The 14,146-nt window shown below is 39.9% G+C and carries 12 protein-coding genes; 6 read left to right on the top strand and 6 right to left on the bottom strand.

Going from position 1 to position 14,146, the window contains the following annotated elements:
- The first annotated feature begins 345 nt into the window (after positions 1 to 345).
- Positions 346 to 1,113: a hypothetical protein gene (locus CL42_RS05035; RefSeq protein WP_035265786.1), complete on the top strand. Its 768-nt coding sequence runs from the start codon at positions 346 to 348 to the stop codon at positions 1,111 to 1,113.
- A 61-nt stretch (positions 1,114 to 1,174) separates the two neighbouring features.
- Here CL42_RS05035 and CL42_RS05040 read toward each other — a convergent pair whose 3' ends face one another.
- Complete coding sequence (locus CL42_RS05040; RefSeq protein WP_035265788.1) at positions 1,175 to 1,825, bottom strand: response regulator; 651 nt, start codon at positions 1,823 to 1,825, stop codon at positions 1,175 to 1,177.
- 376 nt (positions 1,826 to 2,201) lie between these two features.
- Between CL42_RS05040 and msuE the strand changes: the two genes are divergently transcribed.
- The 4 genes from msuE (at position 2,202) to CL42_RS05060 (ending at position 6,228) form a co-directional block, all read left to right on the top strand.
- The gene (gene msuE, locus CL42_RS05045; RefSeq protein ID WP_035265789.1) at positions 2,202 to 2,939 is read left to right on the top strand and encodes an FMN reductase; all 738 of its coding nucleotides are present in this window, start codon (positions 2,202 to 2,204) and stop codon (positions 2,937 to 2,939) included.
- A 29-nt stretch (positions 2,940 to 2,968) separates the two neighbouring features.
- Positions 2,969 to 4,078 (top strand): dimethylsulfone monooxygenase SfnG, encoded by a 1,110-nt coding sequence (gene sfnG, locus CL42_RS05050; protein WP_035265790.1) that lies wholly within the window; start codon positions 2,969 to 2,971, stop codon positions 4,076 to 4,078.
- Positions 4,079 to 4,386: 308 nt separating this feature from the next.
- Positions 4,387 to 5,535, top strand: coding sequence for an MFS transporter (locus CL42_RS05055; protein ID WP_322840068.1), 1,149 nt, complete (start codon positions 4,387 to 4,389; stop codon positions 5,533 to 5,535).
- Between the two features lie 78 nt (positions 5,536 to 5,613).
- Positions 5,614 to 6,228, top strand: coding sequence for a riboflavin synthase (locus CL42_RS05060; RefSeq protein WP_035265791.1), 615 nt, complete (start codon positions 5,614 to 5,616; stop codon positions 6,226 to 6,228).
- Positions 6,229 to 6,272: 44 nt separating this feature from the next.
- On the opposite strand, the gene CL42_RS05065 is transcribed toward CL42_RS05060, so the two are convergent.
- Together CL42_RS05065 and acs are read right to left on the bottom strand one after the other, a co-directional pair.
- The gene (locus CL42_RS05065; protein ID WP_035265792.1) at positions 6,273 to 7,454 is read right to left on the bottom strand and encodes an acyl-CoA dehydrogenase family protein; all 1,182 of its coding nucleotides are present in this window, start codon (positions 7,452 to 7,454) and stop codon (positions 6,273 to 6,275) included.
- A 149-nt stretch (positions 7,455 to 7,603) separates the two neighbouring features.
- On the bottom strand, positions 7,604 to 9,547 hold the full coding sequence (gene acs / locus CL42_RS05070; RefSeq protein WP_035265794.1) for an acetate--CoA ligase: 1,944 nt from the start codon (positions 9,545 to 9,547) through the stop codon (positions 7,604 to 7,606).
- 454 nt (positions 9,548 to 10,001) lie between these two features.
- Between acs and CL42_RS05075 the strand changes: the two genes are divergently transcribed.
- Positions 10,002 to 10,985, top strand: a complete 984-nt coding sequence (locus CL42_RS05075; RefSeq protein ID WP_035265796.1) for a mechanosensitive ion channel family protein — start codon at positions 10,002 to 10,004, stop codon at positions 10,983 to 10,985.
- On the opposite strand, the gene CL42_RS05080 is transcribed toward CL42_RS05075, so the two are convergent.
- From CL42_RS05080 to CL42_RS05090, 3 genes are all read right to left on the bottom strand, one after another.
- Positions 10,959 to 11,672: a 16S rRNA (uracil(1498)-N(3))-methyltransferase gene (locus CL42_RS05080; protein WP_035265798.1), complete on the bottom strand. Its 714-nt coding sequence runs from the start codon at positions 11,670 to 11,672 to the stop codon at positions 10,959 to 10,961. The two genes, CL42_RS05075 and CL42_RS05080, sit on opposite strands and share 27 nt — an antisense overlap.
- Before the next feature lie 11 nt (positions 11,673 to 11,683).
- On the bottom strand, positions 11,684 to 12,964 hold the full coding sequence (locus tag CL42_RS05085; protein ID WP_035265800.1) for a 3-deoxy-D-manno-octulosonic acid transferase: 1,281 nt from the start codon (positions 12,962 to 12,964) through the stop codon (positions 11,684 to 11,686).
- Positions 12,965 to 13,062: 98 nt separating this feature from the next.
- Positions 13,063 to 14,127, bottom strand: a complete 1,065-nt coding sequence (locus CL42_RS05090; RefSeq protein WP_035265802.1) for an alkene reductase — start codon at positions 14,125 to 14,127, stop codon at positions 13,063 to 13,065.
- Positions 14,128 to 14,146 lie beyond the last annotated feature (19 nt).

Genomic DNA, 14,146 nt, shown 5'->3' on the forward strand with positions numbered 1-14,146 from the left:
CCGTACTTTACAATGATTGGCAGATCTCAGCTTTAGAGGTGGCAAAAGAGAACAAAATAAAGCTAAAAAGAGCATTGGCAATTGACCAAAAAAATCAAAGTCCGATTTTCTATGGCAAAACACATCAAAAGTTGAAATATCATTTAAAACAAATAGTTACAAGTTTACCAACATCATGTTTTTAGATGAAAAATTTACTCATCAATTAAAAATTAATACTTTAGTCTTATTCTTATTGCAATCAACATAATTCTAAATCTAGCCATCAGCACATCTTCTTTCGATTAAAGAAATCAAAGTGCCTCAAATTTTCTCGAGAATAAAAGTATCAAATGGAGTCTTGCAATGAACATTTCAGAAGCTATGCCACATGGTTTAGATCGTAATCACGAATTTCATCGCCAATATGGTGCCAATGCAATTTTGCCTGAAATCAAGTGGCAAGAAATTTTTCCATCTACATCCTTAAAAAATGTACATGTACGTGCCTTGGAACAGATTTACCAAACTGCAGTACCTTTGGCTTTACAGGTTTTTGAACAATTAAAATTTGATGTATTTACACCAGCAGCTTATCACCCTCAAGGCTTAGGTTTATTTGATAAATTGGCACAACAAGAAAATCAACTTATTCAACGTTTAGCATCAGAATGCCGAGATTTAGATGAACATACGCGTCATCAAGTGTGGAGTATGTTGTTGCGTGGTGGTGCCGTTTTGGTCTTTAAAGCTTGGCTTGGTAAAGTGAAAACTGGTGAAAATACGCTTGATACCACGCAGTTTGATGAAATTTCAGATTTACTCTTTATCAAAACACCGCCGCTTGCACTCGCAGAACAATTAGGCATCGATGCATATGCAGATTTCGATCATATTTTTCTCATGTATGGCAATGAGGTGTTTTTAGATCGTTTTAATGGACTTGAAACGGCTGCACTCTTTGTTGATCTGAAAGTTTATGATGCCGCTTTTTTAAGTCTTAGAGATGATCGCGTTGCAGAATATTTAAAACGCAAGGGCTATGTAACACAAGATCAAATTGATGAACTTCAATGTGCACTCAATCCTCTATATTGTAATGAGTTGACACCTAAACAGGACTGTTTAGCCTAAAGTAGATACACATCGAAAAAAAGACCTTTGATTAGGTCTTTTTTTCAAATCTAAGAATCAATTAAACACGTTTTTCTTCGATGTTTAATGCATTAATCGCTAATACAGCCTGAGTACGATTTTGAACGCCTAATTTACGGAAAATCGCGGTCACATGCGCTTTAATCGTTGCTTCAGAAACATCAAGTTCGTATGCGATCTGTTTATTCAACAAACCTTCCGCAACCATCATTAACACTCGGAATTGTTGTGGTGTTAGAGATTGAATACGTTCTGCTAAAGCTGTTTCATCTGCAGCACGTGGATCAAAGTTTAAATTCGCAGGCAGATTTGGCGGTAACCACATATCCCCTTCTAATACCTGACGAATCGCTTCACCAATGTGACTTGGATGCGCTGATTTTGGAATATAGCCCATTGCACCATGTGCAATCGAGCGTTGAATAATTGAAACTTCTTCATGCGCTGATACGACAATAATTGGTAACGATGGATACTGTGCACGCACATGCACCAACGCTGAGAAGCCTGATGCACCTGGAAGATTCAAATCTAAAAGTACTAAATCTGGTTCAGGACCTTTTTCTAAACGTTCATAAAATTCATTAACAGCAGCTGTTTCATGGATTTGGGCTTGCGGTAAGCTGTAACGAACTGCTTGAATTAAAGCATGACGAAACAGTGGATGATCATCAACGATTAAAATATTCATAAGCGAGGCGAGAGATCTCAAACACAATCAATATACTAACTGTGCTATAGCTGTTAAGGATATATAAATATTAACGAATTTTTGCAGAAAATGTCGGGCTAAATCTTACAAACGCGATTTTTTTATGTAATTTTGAAAATTCGATAAGCACATCACTTTTAAATATAAAATTTATTCAAATACTGAAATAGCTTATTCATAATCATAAATATAAGTTTATTCAGTTATTTATCACTAATTTATATCTCAAGAAGATTAAATTCCCGCTATATACGCAAAAATGATATTTATTATTATTTTGCTTATTTTACAGAATAAGCATTAATCCACATAAATAGTGCATCCGAGATTAATTTTAAATTTTTAGGTTTGTACTATGTCTACTGCTCAACAAAAACCATTAAATATCGTTGCTGTCTCTGGCGGTCTAAATAATCCTTCAAAAACTGAAGCGCTTGTTCAAGCGATTTTGGATGAGTTAGGTGAAGCAACACCTATTAATGTGCATTTTATTAAATTTAGCGAAATCGGTCATTTATTAGGTGGTGCCATTTATCGCAATCAGCTGCCGCAACGTGTTCAAGATGATCTTGCTGCTGTTGAAGCCGCGGATGCATTGATTGTGGGAACGCCCGTATATCGCGCATCTTTCACAGGTTTATTTAAACATTTCTTTGACTTTGTAGAACAAACTGCGCTGGTTGATGTGCCTGTATTACTAGCTGCATCAGGGGGCAGTGATCGCCATGCCTTAGTACTTGAGCATCAATTGCGTCCTTTATTTAGCTTCTTCCAAGCACAGACTTTGCCAATTGGAGTTTATGCAACTGATCGTGATTTTACGCCTGAATACACCATTCACAGTGAACTATTACGTGCGCGCATTACCTTAGCCATTGCTCGTGCTTTACCAATTTTAGAGTGGGCACCAGCCAAAGGTAAACGTGCTGAGGTTGTGAAAGATAAAACCCAACAAGCCAATCAAAACTTGGGCATTAACAAACAAATCGAACAAGAAGAAGTATTGCCTTCAGCAGCAGTACCAAGTTTAGATGCAGCAGAGTCACGCTTGCATCACAAGAATAATGCTGCCCCAAAAATTGAAGTGGCATAAATATAATTGAATCAATGAGGGTATAAGCCATGTCTAATGCAGAAAAACAAGCGATTAAATTTGCCTATTGGGTTCCAAATGTCAGTGGTGGTCTTGTCGTCAGTAATGTTGAACAACGAACAGACTGGAGCTACGACTACAATGTTCGACTCGCGCAAGCTGCTGAAAAAAGTGGATTTGAATATGCTTTGACACAGATTCGATTCACGGCAGGATACGGTGCTGAGAATCAGCATGAATCTGTAAGCTTTAGTCATGGCTTATTGGCAAAAACTGAAAAGTTACGTGTAATCGCAGCAATTTTACCAGGCCCTTGGAAACCCGCGCTGGCGGCTAAACAGCTCGCGACAATTGATCATTTAACCAATGGTCGTATCGCTATTAATGTTGTGAGCGGATGGTTCCGTGGTGAATTTGATGCCATCGGTGAAGAATGGCCTGAACACGATCAACGATATGCACGTTCAGAGGAGTTTATTCGTAGCTTAAAAGGTATTTGGACGCAGGATAACTTTAGTTTTGATGGAAAATATTATCAATTTAAAGACTACACCTTGAAGCCAAAACCTGTTCAAAGCCCACATATTGAAATTTTCCAAGGGGGTAGCTCGCGTGCCGCACGTGATATGGCATCTCGTGTTTCTGATTGGTATTTCACCAATGGAAACACGCCTGCTGAAATTAAAAAGCAGATTGATGACATCCGTGAAAAAGCCAAGCTGAATCACCATCAAGTCAAAATTGGGGTGAATGCCTTTATCATTGCTCGTGATACTGAAGAGGAAGCAAAAGCTGTACTTCAAGAAATCATTGACAATGCAAATGTAGAAGCAGTCAATGCTTTTGGTGATGCAACTCGTGAAGCAGGTGCCGCAACTCAAGAAGGTGAAGGTAACTGGGCAAAATCAACATTTGAAGATCTTGTCCAATACAACGACGGGTTCAGAACAAATCTCATCGGTACACCGCAACAAATTGCTGAACGTATCGTTGAATTAAAATCAGTTGGTGTGGATCTGATCTTATCTGGCTTCTTACATTTTATAGAGGAAGTTGAATATTTTGGTGAAAAAGTACTGCCTTTAGTTCGAAAACTCGAAGCTGAACAGCAACAACACATCACCGCTAAATCAGCTTAATTGGTCTTAGATTAATTAACAACGATCTGAATGAAATCAGCGCTTTGTTCAGTCTTGTTTTGACCCTGATAACTATAATAATAGCGTCATGCAGTAGCAACTTAACCCCCAAGGCTCGGCTTGGGGGCTTTTTATTGGATAGTTCATATAATCTGATCAGCAACAGTACATCGAAAATTGAATAAATCGTACATTGTTCCGCTGTTGCACGGTTATAATCACCTCAAAAATGAAGACAGCACAGCCTTATGGGTTCAATTCAATCAATAGAACATTCAAACAATTCCTCTGGTGCTTCAGCGAATAAAATGGCGGTTCATATTATTTTCGCTATTGCATTAGCGCATGGATTACATGATCTGATCCAGTCTTGCTTACCAGCCATTTATCCCATGCTGAAACTCAATTTTGACTTGAGCTTTACCCAAATCGGGATTATTTCTTTGGTCTATCAAATGACTGCATCTATTCTGCAACCTTGGGTTGGACTCTACACTGATAAGCATCCTAAGCCCTACCTCCTCCCTTTGGGTATGTGCGTTACACTGCTAGGTATCGTTTTGCTGGCATTTGCATGGACTTTTCCAATCTTACTGATTTCAGCAGCACTCATCGGTGTGGGCTCATCTGCCTTTCACCCAGAAGCCTCACGAGTAGCGAGAACAGCATCAGGTGGTCGCTTCGGAACTGCTCAATCCGCTTTTCAAGTGGGTGGTAATAGCGGCTCTGCCGTTGGGCCACTGTTGGCCGCAGCAATCATTGTACCGAACGGCCAAGCCTCAGTTGCTTGGCTCATGATATTTGCCATTTTCGCTATTTATCTGCTTTACAGAATAAGTCGATGGACCATTCAATATGGTGTTCAAGCTGCTTCAGCAGTAAAAGCCAAGCAATCAACACCGTTGAAAGGTTCTAAACTTGTACAGGGAATTGTGATTATCTGTGCGTTAATGTTTGCAAAATTCACGTACATTGCAAGTATTGGAAATTACTATACCTTCTATTTGATCGAAAAGTTTCAGGTCAGTATTCAACAAGCTCAGCTTTATTTATTTGCTTTTTTAGCCGCAGTAGCAATCGGTACTTTTGCTGGCGGCCCTATCGGTGACAAAATAGGTCGTAAAGCTGTCATTTGGATTTCCTTTATTGGCATGGCACCCTTTGCATTACTCATGCCACATGTGAATTTGATGTGGACGTGTATCTTTGCGATTCTTGCTGGATTGATTATGTCTTCCGCATTTTCAGCAATGGTTGTATATGCACAAGAAGCGATGCCAGGTCGTGTCGGCATGGTCTCTGGTTTGATGTTTGGTTTGATGTTTGGGATCAGCGGTATCGCGGCAGCAGCTTTGGGCTATGTAGCAGATCATCAAGGTATTCGTTGGGTATTTCACTTTAGCTCATACTTACCACTACTGGGTTTATTGACCTTCTTTTTACCTAGAACCAATTGATCTGCGTAAGATGATCATCTCTACGATCTCAGGTAGGATTAAAAGCAATTAAGATTTATTTTTAGGCAAAGGTTTATTATGTATACAGGTATCGTGCAAGGGTTAGAAAAAGTATTAGATATACAGCATAAAGAGGGATATCGGACTTTTGTTATTTCTAATGCGCTCAATCTTTTTCATGATGTATTTATCGGCGCCAGTGTTGCGATTAATGGTGTTTGCTTAACCGCTACACAAATTGATCTGATCGCTGGTCAAGTGCATTTTGATGTTTCAAATCTAACACTTGAATTAACCACTTTAGGTCAACTCAACGTCGGTGATGAGGTCAACATTGAACGCTCCGCTAAAGTAGGTGCTGAGAATGGTGGGCATAATTTATATGGTCATATTGAAGGCACTGCAACCGTAAAGCATTTAACCAAAAATGGTGAAACTGTTCATATCGACCTTGAAATTCCAAATGGCAATATCAAATATTTCTTCTTAAAGGGCTTTATCGGTTTAAATGGCTGCAGTTTGACAGTCAATCGGGTTGATCGTGCAAACAATCAAATCTCAATCGATCTTATTCCAGAAACTTTACGCTTAACCACATGGAAATATATTCAAGTCGGCGATCAAGTCAATTACGAAATTGATCAGATGACACGTACGCTTGTCGATACTTTAGAAAATATTCATCAAAAATAAATAAAAGCCTCTACGATAGAGGCTTTTTTCATAATCAATTCGATCTAAGAGTAGAAACTCGGATCTGGAACTTTTCCAGTTAATGCCCACTCTCCGACTTCCTGATATTTATAATCAATTGGATCATGCAGGGTTTGGGTTCGTACATTACGCCAGAATCGATCTAAATTCAGTTTTGCAGTAGTGGCGCGTGCGCCCATCACTTGAAAAATATTTTGTGTCACATAAAGTGAAGTATGAGTCGCTGCGATTTTGGCGGTAGCGATTGTAATTGAGACTTCACCACGTTGCTCCGCAGTTAATGTTTCCCCTTCATCCCACGCCTTTTGTAATGTATTGATCGCTTTTTCCGCGAGCAAGCGCACACCTTCAAGTTGCACATAAAATTCGGCGAAATGCTTTTGGGTAAATGGATCATTCACCGCTTGTTCAACCAGTGATTTCGACCAAGCTTTTTGTGTTTGAACTGTCTCTTTCGCAACATTGAACGCTCCCTCAGCAACACCTAAAAATAAATGCACGAAAATCAGTTGAGCAATTAGCGGTCTCAAACTTGAATAAGGTGTACTTAAAGGACCGGGATTGAGGAGTAATTCATCCTTGCGAATTTTGACCTGTTCAAAATGACTGGTACCACTATCCGTTTGACGTTGCCCCATATTATTCCAATCCCCAAGAAAGCTCACACCCTCTCGTGCTGTTGGAATCACGCCAATCAGTAACTTTCCATCTTCATTAAATCCCGAACAGAGCAGGATATCTGAATCAATTGATCCAGAACAAAAACTTTTATCACCATGGAAGATAAATTCTTCGTCAGAAACTTGTTTCGCGGTTGTTCTACGATCTAATGGATTTAACGTATTTCCCCAAAATAAGTTGTGTTTGGCGGTCTGTCTAAACCAATCTCCATATTGAGCTGGCTGTGCAAAAAGTTGTACCGTCGCTATAAGCAAATGATGAAAGCCATATACATGCGCAAGCGAACTATCGACTTGAGCAATGGTTTGAATGGTTTTAAAAATCGTGCTCCATGTTGCACCTTGCCCACCAAGTTCTTTTGGAATAGATAAAGACAATAAACCACTTTGTCGAATTAGATCTCGCTGAGCCTTTGGATTTCCACCCTGTTTGTCGCGTTCTGCTGCGGTCTTCGCAAACTCAGATGCAAGTATTTGCGCAGTCTCAAGTGGCGTTTCAGGGTTAAAATTTAGGGGAGAATTCATTGTTATGTTCCGTATCGCATCTGCTGATAAGCTTAGCAGATCAACATGATTTGACTTATCACAATGCCTGCTTTTCTTATCACTGAACTAAAAATACCGCTAGTTGAACTAACGGTATTTAAAACATGACTTCGTCTGTTTAATCGGGATTACTGCTGTGATTTCACTTCAGCAATTAATTGATCCACGACCTGTGGATCTGCCAAAGTTGAGGTATCCCCCAAACTATCTAGCTCATTAGCAGCAATTTTTCTCAAAATTCGGCGCATAATCTTGCCTGAACGTGTTTTTGGCAATGCTGGCGCCCAATAAATTGCATCTGGTGTAGCCACAGGTCCTAAAACTTTTCTTACCCAACCTACTAGCTCTTTCCTGAGTTCTGCTGACTCTGGCGTATCTGCCTGTAAAGTTACATAGGCTGCAATCCCTTGACCTTTGATGTCATGTGGCATACCCACAACGGCTGCTTCTGCAACATGTTCATGTGCAACCAATGCACTTTCAATCTCTGCAGTCCCCAAGCGGTGTCCCGAAACGTTCAGAACATCATCCACTCGCCCCGTAATCCAGTAATAACCATCTTTATCACGGCGTGCACCATCTCCCGTGAAATAATTCCCTGGATAAGTTGAGAAATATGCCTCGATAAAACGATCTGGATCACCCCAAATGGTACGCATTTGTCCTGGCCAAGAATCTTTGATCACCAAATTACCTTCAGCCTCTCCTTCTAGCTCTTTACCATCAGCATCAACCAAAGCAGGTTGTACACCAAAGAATGGGCGTGTTGCAGAACCAGGTTTAAGTGCAGTTGCGCCCGGTAAAGGCGAAATCATGAAGCCACCTGTTTCAGTTTGCCACCATGTATCTACAATTGGACAACGACTTTCACCAACTACGGTGTAGTACCAGTTCCAAGCTTCAGGATTAATTGGCTCTCCGACGGAGCCCAACAAGCGTAAACTACTACGGTCACTTTCACGGATAAATGCATCACCTTCACGCATCATCGCTCGGATCGCCGTTGGTGCCGTATATAAAATTGTGACGTTGTGCTTATCTACAATATGTCCTGTGCGTGCCCAAGTTGGATATTGTGGAACACCCTCAAACATCAATGTTGTCGTCCCATTTGAAAGCGGACCATACAACACATAAGAGTGACCAGTAATCCAACCGACGTCAGCGGTACACCAGAAAATATCGTCTTGTTTTAAATCAAATACTTCCCTAAAGGTAAAGTTCGCGTAAGTCAGATAACCGCCTGTAGTATGTAGCACACCTTTAGGTTTACCCGTTGAGCCTGAAGTATATAAAATAAACAGCGGATCCTCTGAATTCATTGGTTCAGGTGGACAGATATCTGTGACTGTCATGATTTCCATGTGATACCACAGGTCACGACCTTCATGCATTGTGATTGGGTTACCAGTACGATGCACCACAATGACATTTTGTACAGAGCTCGTCCCTTCAAGCTCCATCGCTGCATCAACGTTTTCTTTCAGTGGAATTGGCTTACCACCCCGCATGCCCGAGTCTGCTGTAATGATGACTTTTGCTTGGCTATCATCAATACGACTTGCTAAAGAATCTGGTGAAAAACCTCCAAACACCACGCAATGTACTGCGCCAATACGCGTACATGCCAACATCGCAATGGCTGCTTCAGGGACCATTGGCATATACAGAACAACACGGTCGCCTTTGGTCACGCCATGCTTCTTGAGAACATTGGCAAAACGACAAACTTCATCGTGTAATTCTTCAAATGAAATAATTTTATGGCGTGATGGATGATCACCTTCCCAAATAATCGCAGGTTTATGTGGGTGTTCTTTTAAATGTCGATCGAGACAGTTTTCACTGACATTTAATTGGCCATCTGCAAACCATTCAACTTTGTAATTCTCTTTATCAAAGTTGGTATTTTTGACTTGTGTAAAAGGCTTAATCCAGTCTAGTTTCTTGGCTGCTTCGGTCCAAAATGCTTCGGGGTTTTCAATAGATGCTTTATACCGCTCGAAATATTGCTCTTCATTGGTTCGTGCAGTTTTTTTAAAAACTTCGGGTACTGGATATATTTCATTCATAATTCGCATCCTTGATTTATGTTTCTCATCTCGAGAGTTGTCTTGATCATACTGATCATTTTTTGTCTTATATCTTGAGTATGACTATACTTTAAAATTTCAAACAATCATGCTTTGGTCGTAGACTGAGCATTCATTTATTTCAAAAGTTATCCGTATCTTCTTGCCAATTGAACAACCTAAAATATCTAACAATCAATGATCCGAATCATTGCTGATCATCATTCCTAAGCAAGTAAAATCTGTCGTTGTCAAAAAACTCCATTTTTTTTATCAATAAATACCATTTCGATTTTTTTGTTGGACAAGGTGCTGAATGTTTATAAAAACATGCAATTTTTTTGTTATTTTCAGTTTATTCAATGAATAAAAATGACGATAAAACCTGCGAACGTGATTTTTATTCACTGTATTTTCAGGCAAAATGTAAACATTCAATACATTTGGAACACTCGTGGCTGAACAACAAAATTCTTTGAGTCAGGTGGCTCAAGGTACGACTCAACTTCTACAAGATGCAAGTGAGAAAACGGCTCAAACCGTCATTGCACATACTGCGAAATACAATGATGCATATACCACCATTGATAAAATCATGGATGGCTTTTGGGAACGAATCCCTTATATCTGTATTGCTTTGATTGTATTTACCTTATTTTGGTTGTTGTCTAAGCTGTTCAAATTATTTGTCAGAAAAGCACTTTCAGAGCGTTCATATACCAAACAAAATTTAGTGCTCGTCCTCAACCGCGTCGGTAGCTCTTTTATTATTTTCTTTGGCTTCTTAATTGCGATGGTTATTGCAATTCCAGGGTTTACACCTGGACAGCTGATGAGTGCACTGGGGATCGGATCTGTCGCAATTGGTTTTGCATTTAAAGATATTTTTCAAAACCTGCTCTCTGGTATCTTAATTCTACTCGGTGAACCCTTCAAAATTGGCGACGATATCATTGTGAATGGTTTAGAAGGGACCGTTGAAGATATTCAAATTCGTGCAACCTACTTACGTTCACCTGATGGTCGTCGTATCGTCATTCCCAATGCAACGGTCTATACCAATGCAGTGACCGTCAATACAGCTTATCCACGTCGTCGTTGTGAATTCGTGGTCGGTATTGGTTACGAAGATGATGTTCAAAAAGCGAAAGATATTATTTTGAGTATTTTAGACCGCGATCAACAAATCCTCAGTCAACCTGGATTTAGCGTGAATGTCTCTGCCTTAGCTGATTTCTCAATCAACCTCACTGTACGTTGGTGGGTGAATACGGGTGAAACTGCGACATCTACATCTATCAGTTTAGTTCAAGAAAAAGTGATTCAAGCTTTTGCTGAACATGAAATTTCGATTCCATATCCAGTTCAAGAGGTTAAAGTCTATCGCGGAGATTCTTCACAAGAAGATGAGTCACCACGTGCTAAACAGACGACCTAACACATAAGGAATCACCGTTTCAGTACGGATAATTCGGTTGCCTAAGCTGACAGCTTGGCAGCCGTTTTTTATGAGTAAATCAATCTCATAAGGAATATAACCACCTTCAGGCCCAATCAATATCGTACACGGGTGCTCAATCGCATGAGGCATACTTTGGGTTGCATAAGGATGTGCTACATAAGCTGGTCGTTCAACGGAAATCATTTGAGGAAGAACATCTTCCACAAAAGGTTTAAAGCGTTTATATATTTCGATTTCAGGTGGACATGTATCACCCGCTTGCTCTAAGCCCAGTTGAACATAGTGATCAATTTGCTGTAAAAATGGTGTTTGCCAATAGCTTTTATCGACCCGATAGCTGTGCAGCAAAATGATTTTTTCTACGCCTAGAGTTACAGCATCTTGAATCAATCGTCTCAATACTTTCGGTCTAGGCATAGCAACGATTAACGTTACAGGTAGTTTCTTCGGCACAGGCTCTTCATAAAGTGGCTGAATTAAGATTTTCCTTTCAGAAATTTCTATGACCTCAGCTGTATATCGACCAGCACCTCTAATACCAACCTTTAAAGTATCTCCAATTTTAATATCAAGTTGATGCTTCAGATGCTCAATTTGGCGTGCTGATTGAATCGTCCAGAGGTCATCCTGTGCTGATGCAGGATCAAGCAATACAATATTCATATATTTAAAAACTAAAGGTATTGATTCAGGACATGAATATGTTTTTGCAACGACCCTGTATTCCGTTGCATGATCTGTTGAGCCTGATTTTGTACTGCTAAAATCGTTTCATCCTGAGATAAGCACTGAATAAGATGATTCACCACCTCTTCCGTAGTTTGACCGATTAGAATCCCTTTTTCTTCCACAAATTCATCGACAATGGTTTGAAAGTTAAAGTAGTTCGGTCCAATCACAGTCGGGACATTGAGTGATATTGGCTCTAAGATATTATGTCCACCGCCAGGTTCATTTAATGATCCACCCACAAAACTTGCTTGGCTCAATGCATACCAAATCCACATTTCACCCATACTATCAGCAAGATAAACTTGTGTATCAGCCTCAATGATTTCACCTAAACTACGTCGATGCATTTTTAACTCATGACTTTGAATGGCTTGTGCAACTTCATCAAAACGTTCTGGATGACGTGGTACAATAATCAGCAAGACGGCAGGATGATCATGTACATAATCTTTAAACTTAGATAACAGATTTTTCTCTTCAGGATGATGTGTGCTTGCAATCGTAATAATTTGGCGTGCTTGCAAATCCCAATCTTGATGAATTTGTTGCGCTTTCAATAGCATTTCTTCGGGCGCATGAATATCAAACTTAATACTACCCACTGTTTGACTATGCGCTGTAGCAGCACCTAAAGCCCTAAATCGATTGAGTGAAGCTTCATCTTGAGCCAAAAGTTGAGTCAGACCGCTGAGCATAGGCTGAGTAATACTTGGTACTTTGGCGTATCCTTTTGCTGACTTTTTAGATAAACGTGCGTTCACCAAAAAAGTGGGTATTTTACTAATTTTCGCCTGATCAATTAAATTGGGCCATAGTTCTGTTTCAACCAAAACCAACATTTTAGGTTGATATTTTTTAAAAAAAGCACTGACTAATTTTTTTTGATCTGCAGGTAAATATACTGCTTGAAAAAGATCTACATATGGTGCTTTTGCAAATAAGGATTTAGCTCGTGCCTGACCTGTTTTGGTGGTATTCGTAACCAACACAGCATACCCAAGCTTTAAATAATGTTCTATCAGAGGTTGTGCAGCATTGGTTTCTCCAACTGAAACCACATGAAACCATATCGCATTAAGATTTTTTGGAGATTGAAACGGACCGAAGCGCTCTAAGCACTCTTGATGAAATTGCTCAATATTGTCTGCTCGCTTTTTTATACGCCATTTATAAATTGGCTTTAATAAAGCCAATGCTGCATTATACCAAAATGGAGTTGTCAAAACGTAAGACCTCGAGCTTTCTTAAAAAAATAGGGCATGACCACGAAGTTGAGATCATACCCTGCGAATTTTTTCGGTTCAAATACTTATCTTAAATTTCAATTTCCTTGTAAAAAAGGATAATCGATATAGCCTTCAGCCACATTCGTCCCGATCATATTTTCTAACTTTAATTCATTCAAAGGAGCATTCTGTACCAAACGCTCATATAAATCAGGATTGGCGATATAATCTTTACCAAAAGACACTGCATCAGCTTGACCTGAAGTGAGAAGTTGTAAAGCATCCTCTCGACTTAAACGCATATTGGCAATAAAAGGAATACCTTGTCCACGCGCTTTTAATTCTTGACTAATACTGTCTTCTGCCAAATATTCACGTGTAAAGAAAAATGCAATGTGTCTTTGACCGAGTTGTTCTAACACATAACCAAAAGTTTCACGTGGATCATCATCACCCATATCGTGTTCATCACCACGAGGAGCTAAATGTACACCTACTCGACCAGCACCCCAAACTTCAATTAGCTCATCCACGACTTCTAACAAGAAACGCGCACGATTTTCCACCGAGCCGCCATATTCATCTTCACGCTGATTGGTTTTCGATTGCAAGAATTGATCAATTAAATAACCATTCGCCGCATGCAATTCCACACCATCAAATCCTGCCTCTTTAGCACGAATTGCTGCTTGTTTATATTGCGCTGTAATCGCGTGAATTTCAGAAATTTCTAATGGACGTGGCAAGACATAAGGACGTTTCGGACGCAACAAACTGACATGTCCGGCTTGTTGAACAGCACTCGCCGAAACGGGTATATCACCCTTCAGTAAATCTGGATGTGACACACGTCCAACATGCCAAAGCTGAGCGACAATTAAGCCATCTTTGTCATGAACAGCTTGGGTTACTTTCTTCCACCCTTCCACTTGAGCATCAGTGAATAATCCTGGCGTATTTAAATAGCCATTCGCCTCCTCAGAAATTACGGTCGCTTCTGAGATAATTAATCCACTACTTGCACGTTGCGCATAATACTCAGCCATCATTTCTGTTGGTACACGATCATCTGTCGCACGACTACGCGTTAAAGGTGCCATAACCACGCGATTTTTGAGCTTTAATTCACCAAAGACTACTGGGCTACTAAAATCAGTCATTCATTTATCCTCTTCACTC

The organism is Acinetobacter sp. Ver3 (assembly GCF_000632455.1).
GTDB lineage: Bacteria > Pseudomonadota > Gammaproteobacteria > Pseudomonadales > Moraxellaceae > Acinetobacter.